The 17,615-nt window shown below is 63.6% G+C and carries 14 protein-coding genes; 7 read left to right on the top strand and 7 right to left on the bottom strand.

Going from position 1 to position 17,615, the window contains the following annotated elements:
- Positions 1–17: 17 nt before the first annotated feature.
- Positions 18–986 (top strand): exosortase A, encoded by a 969-nt coding sequence (xrtA, locus tag OIK40_RS02105; protein ID WP_273675774.1) that lies wholly within the window; start codon positions 18–20, stop codon positions 984–986.
- A gap of 13 nt (positions 987–999) precedes the next feature.
- Entirely contained in the window at positions 1,000–2,895 is a 1,896-nt protein-coding gene (locus tag OIK40_RS02100) for an XrtA/PEP-CTERM system amidotransferase (RefSeq protein WP_273675773.1), read from the top strand.
- Here the strand turns inward: OIK40_RS02100 and zapE are convergent.
- The 3 genes from zapE to OIK40_RS02085 are packed head-to-tail and all read right to left on the bottom strand — an operon-like array spanning position 2,892 to position 5,269.
- Positions 2,892–4,013 carry a cell division protein ZapE gene (zapE, locus tag OIK40_RS02095; protein ID WP_273675771.1) on the bottom strand — a complete coding sequence of 374 codons (1,122 nt, stop codon included), beginning with the start codon at positions 4,011–4,013 and terminating at the stop codon, positions 2,892–2,894. The genes OIK40_RS02100 and zapE overlap by 4 nt on opposite strands.
- Positions 4,014–4,023: 10 nt before the next feature.
- Complete coding sequence (locus OIK40_RS02090) at positions 4,024–4,479, bottom strand: PaaI family thioesterase (RefSeq protein ID WP_374211771.1); 456 nt, start codon at positions 4,477–4,479, stop codon at positions 4,024–4,026.
- A 10-nt stretch (positions 4,480–4,489) separates the two neighbouring features.
- Positions 4,490–5,269 (bottom strand): succinate dehydrogenase iron-sulfur subunit, encoded by a 780-nt coding sequence (locus tag OIK40_RS02085; RefSeq protein ID WP_273675767.1) that lies wholly within the window; start codon positions 5,267–5,269, stop codon positions 4,490–4,492.
- Between the two features lie 171 nt (positions 5,270–5,440).
- On the opposite strand from OIK40_RS02085, the gene OIK40_RS02080 reads away from it, so the two are divergent.
- Complete coding sequence (locus OIK40_RS02080; RefSeq protein WP_273675765.1) at positions 5,441–6,166, top strand: SDR family NAD(P)-dependent oxidoreductase; 726 nt, start codon at positions 5,441–5,443, stop codon at positions 6,164–6,166.
- Here the strand turns inward: OIK40_RS02080 and OIK40_RS02075 are convergent.
- Together OIK40_RS02075 and OIK40_RS02070 are read right to left on the bottom strand one after the other, a co-directional pair.
- A complete protein-coding gene (locus OIK40_RS02075; protein WP_273675763.1) occupies positions 6,163–6,459 on the bottom strand; it encodes a hypothetical protein in 297 nt (98 codons plus the stop codon). The two genes, OIK40_RS02080 and OIK40_RS02075, sit on opposite strands and share 4 nt — an antisense overlap.
- Positions 6,460–6,489: 30 nt before the next feature.
- Positions 6,490–7,494: a D-alanine--D-alanine ligase family protein gene (locus tag OIK40_RS02070; protein WP_273675761.1), complete on the bottom strand. Its 1,005-nt coding sequence runs from the start codon at positions 7,492–7,494 to the stop codon at positions 6,490–6,492.
- Between the two features lie 88 nt (positions 7,495–7,582).
- On the opposite strand from OIK40_RS02070, the gene OIK40_RS02065 reads away from it, so the two are divergent.
- Positions 7,583–9,046, top strand: a complete 1,464-nt coding sequence (locus OIK40_RS02065) for a PLP-dependent aminotransferase family protein (RefSeq protein WP_273675759.1) — start codon at positions 7,583–7,585, stop codon at positions 9,044–9,046.
- Between the two features lie 21 nt (positions 9,047–9,067).
- Here OIK40_RS02065 and OIK40_RS02060 read toward each other — a convergent pair whose 3' ends face one another.
- Complete coding sequence (locus tag OIK40_RS02060; protein ID WP_273675757.1) at positions 9,068–10,084, bottom strand: D-alanine--D-alanine ligase family protein; 1,017 nt, start codon at positions 10,082–10,084, stop codon at positions 9,068–9,070.
- Positions 10,085–10,233: 149 nt separating this feature from the next.
- On the opposite strand from OIK40_RS02060, the gene OIK40_RS02055 reads away from it, so the two are divergent.
- Positions 10,234–10,866: a class I SAM-dependent methyltransferase gene (locus tag OIK40_RS02055; protein ID WP_273675755.1), complete on the top strand. Its 633-nt coding sequence runs from the start codon at positions 10,234–10,236 to the stop codon at positions 10,864–10,866.
- Positions 10,867–10,922: 56 nt separating this feature from the next.
- On the opposite strand, the gene OIK40_RS02050 is transcribed toward OIK40_RS02055, so the two are convergent.
- A complete protein-coding gene (locus tag OIK40_RS02050; RefSeq protein ID WP_273675753.1) occupies positions 10,923–13,670 on the bottom strand; it encodes an Rne/Rng family ribonuclease in 2,748 nt (915 codons plus the stop codon).
- A gap of 426 nt (positions 13,671–14,096) precedes the next feature.
- Between OIK40_RS02050 and OIK40_RS02045 the strand changes: the two genes are divergently transcribed.
- Both OIK40_RS02045 and OIK40_RS02040 read left to right on the top strand, forming a co-directional pair.
- The gene (locus OIK40_RS02045; RefSeq protein ID WP_273675751.1) at positions 14,097–14,996 is read left to right on the top strand and encodes an N-acetylmuramoyl-L-alanine amidase family protein; all 900 of its coding nucleotides are present in this window, start codon (positions 14,097–14,099) and stop codon (positions 14,994–14,996) included.
- A 54-nt stretch (positions 14,997–15,050) separates the two neighbouring features.
- Positions 15,051–17,570 carry a penicillin-binding protein 1A gene (locus tag OIK40_RS02040; protein WP_273675750.1) on the top strand — a complete coding sequence of 840 codons (2,520 nt, stop codon included), beginning with the start codon at positions 15,051–15,053 and terminating at the stop codon, positions 17,568–17,570.
- Positions 17,571–17,615: the final 45 nt, after the last annotated feature.

Here is a 17,615-nt window from a genome sequence, read left to right as displayed (position 1 = left end):
CCGCTCCGCGCAGGGTGATGCCAGCGCGCATTCCCGCCGAATGGCGCATTTCGCTGGTCTTGCTGGGTGCGGCGGCCTTTGCTCTGGTGGCGGTTACGGCGCAAAGCTGGGGTGAGATGCTGCACCAGTGGTGGAACATCGACACCTATAATCACCTTTTGCTGGTGCCGCCGATCATCGCATGGCTGGTAGCGCTGAAAGCGAAGGAGCTGGGCAGCATCGAACCGCGCCCGTTCATACCCGGCCTCGCGCTGGTTATCGCGGCGCTCGGCTTGTGGTGGGCAGGGCGCGCGAGTGGGATCAATCTTGTCGCTCACGCAGGGGCTGTTGGCGCATTGCAGGCGGCGGTGGTGACTGTGTTAGGCCTGCGCGCAAGCCTTCTGCTGGCGCTGCCGATTGCCTTTGCTGCCTTCCTCGTGCCGTTCGGCGACGAGATCATTCCTCCGCTGCAATTCCTCACCGCCGATCTAGCGATCGCGCTCACGCATTTGAGCGGGGTGCCTGCCAGTGTCGAGGGTATCTATATCGACACCCCCGCCGGGCTGTTCATCGTTGCCGAGGCCTGTTCTGGCGTGAAGTTCCTAATCGCCATGGTGACGCTGGGGGTGCTGGTGTGCTTCACCCGGTTCGAGCGCTGGTCGCGCCGTGTTATCTTCATCGCGGCATGCATTATCGTGCCCATCCTCGCCAATGGCGTGCGGGCCTGGGCGACGATCTATGTCGCGCAGTTCGTCGGGGCGGAGAAGGCGACCGGGTTCGATCATATCGTCTATGGCTGGATATTCTTCGCCATCGTGGTTGCCGCGCTGCTGGGCGCAGCATGGCGATTTTTCGATCGGGAGCCGGAGCAGTATGGCTGGACAGCACATTCGGTCGCGCAATGGGACTGGGTCCAGCGCTCCGAAGCTGCCCGGTTTGCGCCGACAGGCGCTGCGTTTGCGATCGCCGCGCTGGCTGCGATTGCCGCGCTTGGCACCATGATCTAGGCCTGACGACGCGATGTGCGGGATTGCCGGGATCTTTCATGCCGAAACCCCCAAGCCGGTCGATCCCGCGCGGGTCGAACGGATGTGCGATGCGCTTGTCCATCGCGGGCCTGACGGGGCAGGGGTGTGGACCGATCACGGCGTCGGGCTGGGCCATCGCCGCCTTTCGATCATCGACCTCGCCGGATCGCCGCAGCCGATGCATTCGGCAGACGGACGCGCGGTGATCGTCTTCAACGGCGAGATCTATAACTTCCGCGAGTTGCGGCGTGAGCTGGAACAGGCGGGGTTCAGCTTCCGCACCTCCGGCGACACCGAGGTGATCCTAGCCGCCTGGCAGCGCTGGGGGCCGGATTGCCTCGCGCGGCTCGACGGGATGTTCGCCTTCGCGCTGTTTGACCGCGACAAGCGACAATTGTTCCTCGCGCGCGACCGTTTCGGGGTGAAACCGTTGTTTCTCGCGCACCTTTCCGACGGCAGCATCGCTTTCGCTTCCGAGCTGAAAGGCCTGCTGGCCCACCCGCTGCTGCGCCGCCGGGTCAACCCGCAGGCGATCGAATCCTACATGACCTGGGGCTATGTCCCCGATACGCACGCCATTCTGGCAGGGGTGGAGAAGCTGCCTGCGGGGCATTTCCTGTTGCTGGAACAGGGGCGCGCAACCGGTCAGCCGCAGCGCTGGTGGGATATCGACTTCACGCAGCGCGAACGTGGAAACGAGGCCGACCTGTCGGCGCAACTCGTCCACCTGATGCGCGAAGGCGTGCGTTCACGCATGGTGGCCGACGTGCCGCTGGGCGCGTTCCTTTCGGGCGGGGTGGACAGCTCGGGCGTGGTCGCGCTGATGAGCGAGGCAAGTCCCCAACCGGTGCAGACCTGCTCGATCGGTTTCGATGTCGCCGCCTATGACGAAACCTCCTATGCTCGTCAGGTCGCACAGAAATTCGGTGCGGACCATCAGGAGCGGATCGTCGCTACCGATGATTTCGCCGCGATAGACAGCCTTGCGGCGATGTTTGACGAGCCCTTCGCCGATGCCTCCGCGCTGCCGACATGGCGGGTGTGCCAGCTGGCGCGCGAGCGGGTGACGGTAGCGCTGTCGGGCGATGGTGCGGACGAGGCCTTCGGCGGTTACCGGCGGCAGGTGTTTCACCATCATGAGGAACGCGCGCGCGCCGTGCTGCCGGCGAGTCTGCGCGCTCCCTTGTTCGGCGCGCTCGGGCAGGCATGGCCCAAGGCCGACTGGGCGCCGCGACCGCTGCGCGCCAAGGCGACCCTGCTGGCGCTCGCCGAAAGTGGTGAGGAAGGTTACGCGCGCGGCCTGTCGGTGACGCTTCCGGACGCGCGGCAGGCGCTTTATTCCGATGCCTTCAATGCCAGCCTCGCCGGTTTCCGCGGCGAGGACGAGCTGATCGCGCTGATGCAGGCCGCACCGGGCCGTTCGGGGCTCGACCGCGCGCAATACGCCGATCTCAAGTTCTGGATGCCGGGCGACATTCTGACCAAGGTCGATCGAACCAGCATGGCGGTGAGCCTTGAAGCGCGCGAGCCGTTGCTTGATCACCGTCTGGTGGAATTCGCCGCGCGCCTTCCCGAGCGGATGCGGGTGCGGGGATCGACCGGCAAGTACCTGCTCAAGAAGTCGCTTGAACGCTATCTGCCGGACAATGTGCTCTACCGGTCCAAGCAGGGGTTCGTCACCCCGATTGCGGAATGGCTGCGCGGCCCGCTAGCAGGGGCGGCGCGCGGGATCGCGACGGGTGGGCTGGCACAGACAGGGTTCTTCGACCCCAAGGCGATATCGGCGCTGGCCGAAGCCCACATTGCCGCTCGTGCCGACCATTCGCGCACCTTGTGGCAGCTGCTGATGCTGGAAAAGTCGCTGACCCGCCTGGGGGTGGGCGGCTAGTCCTCAGTGCCGTGGCCGAGCGCCATGTAATCGTCGCTCTGCATTTCGTTCAATCTGCTGACGGTGCGTTCGAATTCGAAGGCGCCATCGCCGGCCTGATAAAGTTCCTCCGGTGCTGCCGCGGCAGTGACGAACAGCTTTACGCGGTGTTCGTAGAGCGCGTCGACCAGCTTAGTGAAGCGGATTGCCTCGTTGCGGTTTTCCGGTCCCATCCGCGGGATGCCCACGAGGATGACCGTGTGAAAGGCCTGTGCGATGGCGAGGTAATCCGCCGCGCCGCGATTGGCCCCGCAAAGCTTCTTGAAGCTGAACACGCCCACGCCCTTCAGGCTTTTGGGCACGTGAAGCGTGCGCCCGCCGCCAAGATCGAGTTGTCCGCTCGGCACATGCGCGGCATCTTCGGGTTCGAAGTCGGTGAGGCGGAAGAACGCCTCGCGAACCTGCGCGGTTGCCGCATCGCCCAGCGGCGCGTGCCACGTCGCCAGCCCGCCGATCCGGTCAAGCCGGTAATCGGTCTCGCCATTAAGCGAGAGCACGTCCATCCGCGCCTCCACCAGATCGATGAAGGGCAGGAACAGCGAGCGGTTGAGCCCATCCTTGTAGAGATCACGCGGGGGCCGGTTGGAGGTGGTAACGATCACCGTGCCCGCCTCCATCAGCGCGGTGAAGAAGCGGCCCATAATCGCCGCATCGGCGGTGTTGGTGACGACCATCTCGTCGAAGGCGAGGCAGCGCACCTGTTCGGCCATGCGCAGAGCCACTGCAATCAACGGATCCTTGCGCTCGGCCTTGCGCGCTTCAGCGATCAGGCGGTCGACTTCGAGCATGAAGGCGTGGAAGTGGACGCGGCGTTTGGCGGAAATGCCGAGAGTCTCGACAAACAAGTCCATCAGCATCGACTTGCCGCGCCCGACTCCGCCCCACAGGTAGACGCCGCGTGGGTCGGTCGATGAGGGGGCGGTGCCGGTGAGGCGGGCGAACAGGCCCCGCTTGGGCGGCGGTGCCTCAAGTTCGCGTTGCAGCCGGTCGAGCCGCTCGGCTGCTGCGCGCTGATCGGGATCGGCTCGCAGTTCGCCGCTGGCAATCAGCGCATCGTAACGGGCAAGCATTCCGGCCACCGCGCAAGGTTCAGCCGCGCGGCAGCATCTTGCGGACGATGCCCGAGAAGCTGGCGACGACGTCGCCTTCCTGCTCCACCATTCCGCGCACGAACACCAGCTTGCCGGTTTCGCGCACGATCTCGGTCACGGCGTCCATCGGCCGTTTGGGATCGCCGCCGCCCACGAATTGCGTGGAAAGTTCCAGCGTTACCGAAGGCCCTGCATTGCCTGTGCCGATATTATGCATGGTGACGAACAGCGAGATGTCGATCAGCGCCAGCGTCACCGCGCCGTGGATAATGCCCTGCAGGTTCTCGTGGCGCCGTTCGGGGAACATGCGCAGACGCACCTTCCCGTCCGGATCGACACGGGTGATGAGCTTGCCCATAACCGCGCCGTTGAACAGCGTCGGGTCCTTCAGGTTCCAGTGCCGCCAGCCCGGGTTGTCTGGGTCCGGCCCGTGCTCGAATACGTCGTCTTTCAGCACCGCCGGATCAAATCGCGCGTTCGGCCATCATCTTCTTGGTCTCCGCGATCGCCTTTGCCGGGCTCAGGCCCTTGGGGCACACGTTCGCGCAGTTCATGATGGTGTGGCAGCGATAAAGGCGGAACGGATCTTCGAGGTCGTCCAGACGCTCGCCCGTCATCTCGTCGCGGCTGTCCGCCAGCCAGCGATAGGCCTGCAGCAGGATTGCGGGCCCCAGGAACTTGTCCGAGTTCCACCAGTAGGACGGACACGAGGTCGAGCAGCAGGCGCACAGGATGCACTCATACAGGCCATCCAGCTTCTCGCGCTGTTCGGGCGACTGCAGGCGCTCCTTGCCCGAAGGCGTGGGGCTGACGGTCTGCAGCCAGGGGCGGATCGAGGCATACTGCGCGTAGAAATGCGTGAAGTCCGGCACCAGGTCCTTGATCACGTCCATGTGCGGCAGCGGGGTGATACGGATTTCGCCCTTCAGGTCCTCGATCGCAGTGGTGCAGGCGAGGCCGTTCTTGCCGTTCATGTTCATCGAACAAGAACCGCAGATGCCTTCGCGGCACGAACGGCGGAACGTCAGCGTCGGGTCGATCTCGTTCTTGATCTTGAACAGCGCGTCCAGAACCATCGGCCCGCATTCGTCGAGGTTGATCTCGAACTTGTCGTAGCGGGGGTTCTGACCGGAATCGGGATCGTAGCGGTAGATCTTGAACGACTTCACCCGGCCGCCTTCAGCCTTGTGCACCTTGCCATTGCTGCTGATCTTGGAATTTTTGGGGAGAGTGAAGGTCGCCATTGGATGATCCCGTTTTGATTTGCACCCTATCTAGCGCCTCTGCCGGGTGAGGCAAGCGGGCGGTGTTGCGCGCTTTTGCACAGGAGTTGAGCGCGCCTCACCAGCCGGAACCATGCGGCCTGCCATGCGCTATGAGGTGCTATGGCAAGCAATGGCTCCCCAACGGAAAATATGGCGCGCTGGCCGCGCGCTGCGGCGGTGTTTGGCGCATCGGGCGGAATCGGCTGCGCGCTTTGCGAAGCGTTCTCGGCGCAAGGAACACAGGTGATCCACGCCGGGTCACGCAGGGGCGCAGGGCCGCAGGGCGACGCCATTTACCCCTTTGCCTTCGATCTTGCCGATGAAGCGAGTATCGCCGCCGCGGCAGAGATGATGAAGGATGATCCGCCCGAGTGGGTGATCGTCGCAACCGGCGTGTTGACGCTCGCCGATGGCACGGGGCCGGAGCGGACGTATAAGCGGCTCGATCCGGCTGCGATGGCGGAGGTTTTCGCGCTCAACACGATTGGGCCGGCGCTGATCGCAAAGTACATGCTGCCCTTGATGCCGCGCGACCGGCGTTTCGTCTTCGCGGCGCTTTCGGCGCGGGTCGGATCGATCAGCGACAACCGTCTCGGCGGGTGGCATTCCTATCGCGCTTCGAAAGCGGCGCTCAACATGCTGATCCGCAATTTCGCGCTGGAAATGGCGCGCACCCATCCCGAAGGCGTGGTTGCGGGCCTGCATCCCGGAACGGTGGACAGCGCATTGTCGGAGCCCTTCCAGTCGAACCTTCCGGAGGGCCAGCTGACCGCTCCGCAGGATGCAGCCACAAATTTGCTCGACGTGCTCGCGCGGCTTGGCCCGCAGGATTCGGGCAAGGTCTTCGATTTTCGCGGAGATGAAGTCCCGGCCTAGTCGAAAATGCCGACGGCCAGCTCCGCCCAGACCAGCAGAAACCCCGCGATGGCCAGCCCAGCCAGTGCCGCGCGCAGTCGGAACGAGGCGGGAAGGCGCAGGGCGATATCAATGCCCGTTCCAAGCAAAGCCAGCATCGCGCCCATTACGATAAAATCGCCCGGGCCCCAGTTCACTTCGCCGGTAAACTGCATGGCCACCAGCGGGACCGCGAGGAGAAGGCCGGCAAGGGCCAAAAACACAAGCCGGAAGCTACGGGTGCCGGCAGAAGGCCGAAAAGTGATTGCAGACATCGCCAACCTCCGTTCGGGAACGGCTGGATATTAGTCTAGCAAACCGTGACGCGAAAGGCTTTCGGCCACCAGCGTTTCGATCAGCTGTTCCTGCCTCCATCCCGCCAGCACTGCTGCACGCCCGAACACCTTCTGCGACCACAGGTTGCAGTTGAGATTGAGCTCGAGGAACTGGATGTCGCCCGTCTGCTCGTTCACACGGAATTCGAAGCGACCGTAATCGAATGGACGGTATTCCTCCCAAGCCTTCTTCGTCAGCTCTGCGATCCGTGCCACCATGTCGGGATTAGCGAAGGGATCGAGCGAGTATTTCTGGCTGCGATCGACCAGATCGCGCTTTTCGTAATAGGTGCGCAGATGCGCCGGATCGGCCTGCCGGAAGATCATCATCGGCAGGATCTGCGGCTCGCCATTGATGGTGATAACCGGCACCTCGACATCGCTGCCTTCGAGAAAGGGCTCGACGATCGCGTCATGTCCGTCGGCATGGGTGCGCGCGATGGCCGCTTTGACGCCTTCCCAGTCATAGGCATCTTCGACCCCCCAGCTGGCCGAGGAAGCGTTGGGCTTGATGACATAACGGCTCGCAGTCGGGCATTTTTCGGGCGTGACCGGTGCGCCCTTGCGATAGATCGCCCAGGGCGCGGTCGGCACACCGGCATCGCGCGCGGCGCGCTTCGCGAGGTGCTTGTCGTCCGAAAGGCCGCGCAGGATCGGGCTGGCCCCCAGATAAGGAATCTTCGCCCGCTCGCACAGCAGCGGCAACAGCATTTCCGAATTGAAGAACCCCGCCCGGTTTAGCAGCGGAAACACGAAATCGACTGCGGGCGGATCGAACATCACGTCATGCGTCTGCGCGACCTTGAGCCTGAGGCCGAGACCCTCCAGAGTCTCGCGCATCTCGCGATGGTAGAGCGCATGGTTGCCATCCTCGGGGTGAAGTTCACCCTCCCACAGCGCGTTCTTGGCGATGAACAGGATGGTCAGCCGCTCCTTCGCGGCGGCCGGGATCGTGAGGGGGCGAAGCTGGGACAAGTTTTGCGGCATCCGATGAATGGAAATGGCACCGCCGCATAAATCTGCTACGCGCCTCATCCAAGCTTATTCGCTCAAGAAGAACCGCGTGGTCGCACAATTTCCAGATATGGATCCTGCCTATCGCGACCGGCCGGGCGTTGCGGAGCTGGTTGCCGTTCTGTCGTCGGGCGGGGATGCACGTATTGTGCTTGACCCGGTGAGCGGTCTGAACCGTTATCTTGCAGCACCTTATCCGCGCAAGACGCTGGCTTTTGCTTCTTCCACCGCGAACGACTTGTCAGCGCCTGCCTGCGATCATCTGCTTGGCCTGCGGCACAAGGGTTTGCCGGACTATACCGCGCACCTGGACAATCTGCGGCAGCGAATCCGTTCGGCATACCGGATCGCCGAATCGACCGAAGTGGTTTTTGCGCCCTCGGGCACCGATCTCGAATTCGTGGCGCTGGCAGCGGTTGCCGGGCGGGGGCGGGCAGGCGTGCACAATATCCTGCTCGGCGCGGACGAGGTCGGCAGCGGTTGCGTTTATTCAGCGCGTGGCCAGTATTTCGCCGAAGAGACAGCTCTGGGCGTCGCGACGTACCCGGGCGAGCCGGTCGCGGGGATGGAAAGCGTCACGCTTGCCGACGTGCCGGTGCGCTGCGCTGGCGGCATAGCCCGCAGCAGCGAGGAAATCGCCCGACAGGTTCGCGCCGAAATCCTGCGAACACATAGTGAAGGGCGGCATGCCCTTCTGCACGTGGTCCACGGCTCAAAGACCGGTCTGATTTTGCCTGAACTGACCGAGATCGACGCGCTGAAGGCGGAATTCGGTGATGCGATGAGCGTGGTGGTCGATGCCTGTCAGGCGCGTATCGCCCGCAGCGCGGTGGGCGACTATCTGGCGCGCGGGGCGATTGTGTTCCTCACCGGTTCGAAATTCATGGGCGGTCCCCCGTTTTCGGGTTTTGCCCTGATTCCCGAAACGTTGGTCGCTGCTGCCTCGCCGCTGCCCTCCGGTTTCGCCAGCCTGTTTCGCAAGGGTGAATGGCGCGAAGGCTGGGCAGGGCGGGAATGGCTTGATGACAGTTCCAATCCCGGCCTTGCGTTAAGGCTGGAAGCTTCCGTGTTCGAGCTTGAACGCTTCGGGGCGCTTGGGTTGTCTGCGGTTGAGCAAGTCATCATGTCGTTCCAGCGTGCTGTGCGCGAATTGCTTGAACACAAGCTTGGTTTGCGGCTTATCGATACAGTTCCGCCGGGCGAAGAAGCGCTTGCGGTAGAGCACCCGATCGAGATGCTCACACTCGCAACTCTCGATGTCAGCCGTCATCCCGAAGCGCAGACATTCGAAGCGGCCCGCGGGCTGTATCACGCGCTCGACAAAACCGGGCTGCGACTTGGCCAACCCGTCAAATGCGTGCGCCGCGACGATGGCGACTGGGGCGGTACGTTGCGGGTCGGCCTGTCGATGCCGCAGATCTGTGCGCTTGCCGCGATCGACGATCATGCCCGCGAGGCGGCGCTGTTCGAGCAGATTGGCCGCTTTGCCGAGGCGCTGGCGATCCCCGCCTGACGCACGCCGAACCGCCCGATCCTAGCCGCTGATCAGCCCGTTGCGGCGCCAGCTTTCGGCCAGCAGCGTTTCGAGCAGATCCGCATGGCTGAAGCCGGCCCGCGCCGCTGCCTTGGCCATCACCTTTTCCGACCACAGGTTGCAGTTAAGGTTGATCTCGATGAAGTTGATGTCGCCCGTATTGAGGTCGAGCCGGAATTCGATGCGGCCATAGTCGAACGGCACGAACTCGCGCGCCACTGCCTTGGCCATGGCAGCGATTTTCGGCGCGAATTCGGCATGATCAAAGGCCTTCAGCGCAGCCTTTTCGGTGTTCTGCACCAGATCGCGCTTTTCGTAATAGGTCCACAGACGCTGCGTATCCTCGCGTTCGTACCACAGCATCGGCAGCGCGGACGGTTCGTCATGCAAGGTGATGAACGCGCACTGGATGTCGTAGCCATCGAGGTAAGGTTCGACGATCGCATCATGGCCCTGGCCGTGAATATCGGCGATGGCGTTGGCGACTCCGGCGAAATCGAAGGCGTCGGAAATACCCCAGCTTGCCGAAGACGCATTGGGCTTGATCACCCAGCGTCCGTTGGGGCTGGCAGGCAGATCGGCTTCATTGACCGGCGCGCCGCGGCGGTAACAGAACCAGTCGGCAGTCGGCACGCCGGCATGGCGCGCAACCAGCTTCGACACCGACTTGTCGTCGCCCAGCCCGCGCATGAACGGCATGGCGCCGAGATAGGGCAGGCGCTGGCGGTTGCACAGCAACGGGATCAGCATTTCCGAGTTCACGAAGCCGCCGCGGTTGAGCAGCGGGAACACGAAATCGACCGGCGGGCGGGTGAACAGCATATCATAGCTGTCGCCCAACGTGAGATTGAGCCCGAGTCCTTCAAGCGTCTGGCGCACTTCGTGATGGTAGATGGCGTGGTTGCCGTCTTCCGGGTGCATCCCGCCGCCCCACTTGGCATGCTTCGCCATGTAAAGCAGGCGCACGCGGCTCTTGTCTTCGGGCGAAATGCGTAGCGGCTGAAGTGTGTCGGTCATTGTGTTCCGGTCCATCGGGAATGGTCGCGGCCAATACAGGCTTGCCGGGGGCATCGCCACTCAAATCTTGCACCAATGCGCAAGGAAAGGATTGGCAAGCGACGGGCTTTGGCGGAGACTGCCGGACAGGATTTCGCGAAGGAGGCAATATGGGGCTGGGTGCGTGGTACGAGCGGCGGATCATGCCGAAACTCATCACCTGCGCCTGTTCACAAGGGCAGGTGATGAAGCGCCGCAAAGCTGTGGTGCCTCTGGCTGCGGGAGACGTGTTCGAGCTGGGCTGCGGAGGCGGGATCAACCATGAATTCTATGATCCTGCGGCGATCACCTCCTATGCCGGGATCGATCCGCACGAAGGCCTGCTGGACAGCGCGCGGGCTGCGGCACGGAACAAGGGCTGGGCCGCGGATCTGAGGCAGGGGCGGGGGGAGGCTATCCCCTTCGCCGATAGCAGTTTCGATTGTGTGGTGTGCACATTTACCCTGTGTTCGGTCGATGATCCGGCCCGGGTCATGTCCGAGTTGCGCCGCATCCTGCGTCCCGGCGGTCAGATGCTGTTCCTCGAACATGGCCGCGCGCCCGATGCCGGTGTGCGGCGATGGCAGGAGAGAATCGAGCCCTTGTGGAAACGCATGGCCGGGGGTTGCCATCTCAGCCGCCCCATCGCCACTGCGCTGTCGGGCGCAGGATTTGCGGTTGAGACACTGGGGGAGGGCTATACCCCCAAGGCGCCGCAATTCGCCGGATGGATGGAGTGGGGGATCGCCCGTAAGCCGGGATAGAAAAAGGGCGGAAAAGGTTGTCCTTTCCCGCCCTCCATTCCTGATCTGTTAGTTTCTTATTCGCCGAAAGTGCGGCTCCACCAGCCCTTGCGCGGCTTGACGTTGCTGTCAGCGGCCTTTTCCGGCTCGTCCGCGGACTCTTCCGAGCCGGCTTCAGGCGCAGCGGCAGGTTCTGCTGCAGGCTCTGTGGCTTCGGCAGTTTCCACCGGAGCCGGTTCTGCAGCCTTGGCCTTGCGCGGAGCCCGCTTGCGCTTGGGCTTTTCGGCAGGGGCGGCTTCTTCGGCGGCAGGTTCTGCCTCGGTCGGTTCGGCCGCGAGTTCTGGTGCAAACTCGGTGGCGACGTCGGCTTCGGTTTCTACCACCTTGGCCTTGCGCGGTGCTCGCTTGCGCTTCGGCTTTTCGGCAGGGGTTTCCGCAGATGCCTCGCTTGCGGCGGCCTCTGCTTCTTCGGTCGGAGTGGCTTCGGGAGTGGCTGCAACGGCGTCATCGCTGGCGTCGTCGCTATCACCGTCGTGCGCCTGATCGCTACCGGCCTCGTCCTCGCTGCCATCGGCGCGCCGTTTGCGTCCGCGGCCGCCGCGACGGCGACGCTTCTTGGGGCGCTCCTCGCCGCTTTCGTCGGAGCCTTCTGCGGGTGCCGCTTCGCCAGCCTCGTCGGCTTCTTGCTCGTCACCATCCTGAGCCTGCTCGGATCCATTGTCCTCGCCGCCATCCTCACGATCCTGACGGTTGCGGTTGCGCCCGCCGCGCCGACGCCGGCGCTTCTTCTTGCGTCCGGCATCATCTTCGCCGTCGGCGCTGTCGCGACGTTCGCGTCGTGCACGCGGCTCGCGCTCTTCTTCTTCCTCGTAGGCGTCCTCTTCCTCGGGGATATCCTCGTCTTCTTCCTCGTCGATGATCGGATCGAAACGCGGAGCCTGCGCCGGGCGCGGGCCGCCACTCGAAACGCTCATCTTCGCGCCTTCGTCCTCGCCTTCGGGCACGACTTCGACGCTCACGCCGTAACGCTGTTCAATCTCGACCAGATCGGCGCGCTTTTCGTTGAGGAGGTAGATCGCCGCTTCGGTGCTGGCTGCCAGACGGATCTGCGTGCCCTTGCCCTTGGCCGCTTCGTCCTCGATCAACCGCAGCGCCGAAAGGCCTGCGCTCGATGCGGTGCGCACGAGGCCGGTGCCGTCGCAATGCGGGCAAGGGCGGGTGGTCGCTTCGAGCACGCCGGTGCGCAGGCGCTGGCGGCTCATTTCCATCAGGCCGAAGCTGGAAATACGGCCGACCTGAATACGCGCACGGTCGTTCTTGAGCGCGTCCTTCATCGCCTTTTCGACCTTCCGGACATTGGAGGAATACTCCATGTCGATGAAGTCGATGACGACGAGGCCGGCCATGTCGCGCAGGCGCAGCTGACGGGCGATTTCCTTGGCTGCTTCCAGATTGGTGTGCAGCGCGGTCTGCTCGATATTGTGTTCCTTGGTCGAGCGACCGGAGTTGATATCGATCGAGACCAGCGCCTCGGTCGGGTTGATGATCAGATAGCCGCCCGACTTCAGCTGCACCATCGGATCATACATCGCCCGCAGCTGGTCTTCGGCGCCATAGCGCTGGAACAGCGGAACCGGATCGGAATAGGCCTTCACCCGCCGCGCATGGCTGGGCATTAGCAGCTTCATGAAGGCCTTGGCCGACTTGTAGCCTTCCTCGCCCTCGACCACGACTTCTTCGATGTCGCGGTTATAGATGTCGCGGATCGCGCGCTTGATAAGGTCGCTGTCGGAATGGATCAGCGCGGGCGCGACCGACGCAAGGGTCTTTTCGCGGATCTCGTCCCACACGCGGGCGAGATAATCGAAGTCACGCTTGATCTCGGGCTTGGTGCGCGAAAGACCGGCAGTGCGCACGATCAGGCCCATCGATTTGGGCAGCTTGAGATCGGAGACGATCTCTTTCAGCCGCTTGCGGTCACTGGTCGAGCTGATCTTGCGGCTGATCCCGCCACCGCTCGACGAATTCGGCATCAGCACGGTGTAGCGCCCGGCGAGGCTGAGATAGGTAGTCAGCGCCGCACCCTTGTTGCCGCGCTCTTCCTTGACGACCTGCACCAGTAGCACCTGACGGCGCTGGATTACATCCTGGATCTTGTAACGACGGCGCAGTGCCATGCGCTTGGCGCGCACTTCGTCGACCTGCTTGGCGCGGCTGCGGCTGCCCTTGCTGTCGCCCTTGCCCTGACGGCGGCGCCCGCGACGACCGCGACCGCGATCCTGATCGTCGTTTTCGGCGGAATCGCCGTCAGCTTCCTCGTCGCCGTTGTCGTTGTCGTCTTCGCCGGATTCCTCGTCCGAGGTGCCGTCCTCGATGGTGGCGACTTCATCCTTGTCGGAGGTGTCGATTTCCTCGACCCCGTTTTCGGCGAGATCTTCGGCCAGCGCTTCGCCGCTGTCATCCTCGGCGTCGTATTCCTCGCCGGGGGAGATGCCTTCGTCCTCCTCCTCGTCGCGTAGACGGGCTTCTTCCTCGGCGGCCTCGGCCTCTTCGGCCAGCAGCGCCTCACGGTCAGCTTTGGGTATCTGATAGTAGTCAGGGTGGATTTCGCTGAAGGCGAGGAAACCGTGTCGGTTACCGCCGAAATCAACAAAAGCCGCCTGCAGCGAAGGTTCGACCCGGGTTACCTTGGCGAGGTAGATATTGCCCTTGATCTGCTTGTGTTCGGCAGACTCGAAATCGAATTCCTCAATCCGGTTGCCTTGAAGTACCGCCACCCGGGTTTCTTCCGGGTGGCGCGCATCGATAAGCATGCGCGTTGCCATTGAATATTCTCCATGCGTCCGGCCTTGCCCGCGAGGGGACGTAAAGGGGACGCCGATTGTGGGATGATCCGGACTGTCCAGAGGGAGAGCCGGAAGGGATTGTCGCGCCGCGCCCGCAAGGGACGATCAGCGCGAAGCTCGTGTCTGCAACGGCAAGATCGCGGCGTAGTGCCGCGCTTCGGCCCGCAACGGCACAGTCAGCGAAGCTGCGCGCTGTGCTGGATTGCGGGGAAAAGCGTCTTGTCACTGCATCAACCTGTCTTGAAACCGGGAGCCATGAAAGAGAGGGAGCCCGGCACGAGAGGCGGGCTGTTCGGGTGCCGGGGCACCAGGTTGCAACCTCTCTGTCGAGACTGCTAGCACTGTGGGGCAAACCCCGCAACTCTATTGCGTTATCCTTTGCCAAGAACGTAAGCCCGGCAAGACATGAGCTATCGCACCCTGTTGCTGATCGTGCTGCTGGTCCCTGCGCTGCTGGTTGGCGGCGCGGCGGCGCTTGGCGTGCGCATCCCGGTTCCCGAATGGGAGCGCGACTATGTCCTGCGTTTTGTGCTGGCGGGCGAGGTGGCTCCCGTTGAACTGCCTGCAATCGCCGGCCCTGATGATCCCTCGCTTCCTCTGGTGGTAATCGATGCGGGTCACGGCGGAAGGGATCCGGGCGCAGTCGGCGAGGATGCGCGCGGCCAGCGAGTGCAGGAAAAGGACATCACGCTGGCTCTGGCGCTGGCGCTGCGCGACGAATTGCTGCGTGCAGGGCGCATCCGCGTTGCGCTGACCCGCGATGATGACCGCATCCTACCGCTGTCTTATCGACCGGAGATCGCCCGCCAGCTCGATGCCGATCTGTTCGTTTCGATCCACGCCGATTCCGCCGGTGAGCGCGAGAATGTCAGCGGAGCGAGCATTTACACATTGTCCGAGGACGCCTCCAGCGAGGCGGCGGCCCGGTTCGCCGCACGCGAGAACGATGCCGAACGGTTGAACGGTATCGCGATCGAAGGGCAAAGCGAGGCAATAAGCGCGATCCTCGTCGAACTTTCGCAGCAGCAGACGCAGGAAGATGCGCTGGAATTTTCGTCGCTGGTGGTGCGCGAGGGGGGCGACCAGCTGGCTTTCGTGCCGCAGCCCCGCCGTTCCGCAGCGCTGGCGGTGCTGCGCGCGCCCGATGTGCCTTCGGTGTTGTTCGAAAGCGGCTTCGTGACCAACCGCACCGACCGCGACCGTCTGACCACGCCCGAAGGCCAGGCCCAATATGCCGGCGTGCTGGCCCGAGCGATCCGCGTCTATTTCGCACGCCGCAGCAATGCCGGAGATGCAGGTGCATAGTGCTGCAAAGCGGCTAGCCTTGTCCGCTGGCTGCGTGCTAGTTGCCCGACGCTCATGACCGATCAGCCTTTAGCATCCTCCCCGCAATCCGCCTGGGACTATTTCCGCTATCGCGTGAACCGCGACATCGGCGGGGCGCTGGCGTGGTTCGGCGCGAAGTGGCGCCAAAGCCTGCTGTTCAAGATTGTCGCCAGCCTGTTTGCGCTGGGCTTGGTGATCTGGATCGCGGTGTTCGTGTGGCTGGCGAGCGATCTTCCCGAGGCCGAGGCGCTGCTGACCTACGAAACCCCGCTGCCGACGGTGGTGCGCGGTTATGATGGCGAGATCGTCCATTCCTACGCCCGCGAGCGGCGCGTCCAGCTGCAGTATGCCGATTTTCCAGACCAATTGATCCAGGCCTATCTTTCGGCCGAGGACAAGACCTTCTTCAGCCATGGCGGGATTGATTTTTTCGGCACCGCCAACGCCGTGATCGACTATCTCAACCCCATGCGCACGGGGCGTGCGGTCGGCGGGTCGACCATTACCCAGCAGGTCGCCAAAAACCTGCTGTTGGGTGACGAATATTCGGTTACCCGCAAGCTCAAGGAAATGATCCTTGCCGGGCGCATCGAACAGGTGCTGACCAAGCAGGAAATCCTTGAACTATATCTCAACGAAATCCCGCTCGGCCGGCGCTCTTTCGGCGTTCAGGCGGCAGCACGGGCCTATTTCGATAAGGACGTGGACGATCTGGAATTGCACGAGGCTGCGTTCCTCGCGATTCTGCCCAAAGCCCCCGAACGTTACGGCCGCAAGGGTCAGGAGCAGGCCGCGGTCGCACGGCGCAATTTCGTGCTCGACCAGATGGAGAAGAACGGGTTCATCACTGCGGCTGATGAAGCTGCGGCGGTCGCAAAGCCGCTCGGGCTGGTCACCCAGCGCCGCGAACGCAGCGTTGATGCGGGTTACTTCCTCGAAGAAGTGCGCCGCGAGTTGATTGACCGCTTCGGCGAGACCGCCGAGGACGGTCCCAACAGCGTCTATGCCGGTGGCCTCTGGGTGCGGACCTCGCTCGATCCGGTTATCCAGCTGGCCGCGCGCGACGCGCTGCGTGACGGGTTGCTGCGCTATCATGGCGGCCGGGGTTGGACCGGCCCGATTGCGACGATTGATGTGAGAGACGGCAACTGGGCGAGCCAGCTGCAAAGCTCGCCGCTCGGTATCAATTTCCGCGACTGGAAGGTCGGCGTCGTCACGAGCCGCAGCGGCACCTCGGCACGGATCGGATTCGCCGATGGAACCGAAGCTCCGCTGACCAACCTGCCCGACCGTCTGAAGGCGGGTGATGTAATCGCAGCCAGCCCAGCAGGCGGCAGCTGGCAGGTGCGCACGATCCCCGAAGCGCAAGGCGCGCTGATCGTCGAGAACGCGCAATATGGCCGCGTGCTGGCGATGCAGGGTGGTTTCGATCACCGATTGTCGGACTTCAACCGCGCGACGCAGGCGATGCGTCAGCCGGGCTCTACCATCAAGCCGTTCGTCTATGCCACCGGGCTCGACAACGGCATGACCCCTTCGACCCAGATCGATAACTCGCGCTTCTGCTATTATCAGGGCGCGAACCTTGGTGAAAAATGTATCCGCGGCGGGCGGGCGGGGCAGTTCCCCATGCGCTACGGCCTCGAGCAGTCGCAGAACATCATGACGGTGCAAATCGGCATGACTGCTGGCATGACCAACGTCGTCGACGAGATCGAGAAGCTGGGCATCGGCAGCTTCGATCCCTATCCCTCGACCGCGCTTGGGGCAGGGGAGACCACGCTATCGAAGATGGTGGCTGCCTATGCCGCGCTGGCGAACCACGGGCGGCTAAACACGCCGACCGTGATCGATTACGTGCAAGATCGGCGCGGCAAGGTGCTGTGGCGTGCCGATTCCCGCGATTGCCGCGGCTGCAAGATGGACGAATGGGACGGCAAGCCGATGCCGCGCTTCGGCCTGAAGGGCGTTCAGGCGATGGACGCGCGCACCGCGTTTCAGGTGATGCATATGCTTCGCGGCGCGGTCAGCCGGGGCACGGCGACGGTGCTCAATCCGCTTGGTCTGCCGCTGTTCGGCAAGACGGGAACCACCACCGGCCCGAAGGACGTCTGGTTCGTCGGCGGCACGCAGCAGATGGTTGCCGGGGCTTATGTGGGCTTCGACCAGCCGCGCAATATGGGCGGTTATGCCTATGGAGGCACCATTGCCGCGCCGATCATCAAGAGCATGATCGAAAAGACCAAGGCGAAATGGTCCGACCTGCCGCCTGTCGCGCCCGAAGGTGTGCGCATGGTCCGCGTTGACCGGCGCACCGGCAAGCAGGTGTTCGAGGGCTGGCCCACCGACGATCCGCGATCTGCGATCATCTGGGAGGCGTTCAAGCCGGATACCGAGCCAGAGCGCTTCACCCGCCAGGACGAAATCGCCGCGCGCCGCAACGAGATTCTCGAACTTATCCGTGCAGGCCGACAGAACGCCGACGGCGCGGTGCGCGACGATGATCCCGATGCCCCGCGCGACTTTGTCGAAGAGCAGGGCGGAATTTACTGAAACTTGCCCGCGCGCCGGGGAACCGGGGCGGGGCCAGGAGGTTTC

This window comes from Erythrobacter fulvus, from assembly GCF_028595285.1.
Taxonomy (GTDB): domain Bacteria; phylum Pseudomonadota; class Alphaproteobacteria; order Sphingomonadales; family Sphingomonadaceae; genus Erythrobacter; species Erythrobacter fulvus.
Note: the sequence above shows the minus strand (reverse complement) of the source record. Positions and strands in the feature narration are given on the sequence as shown.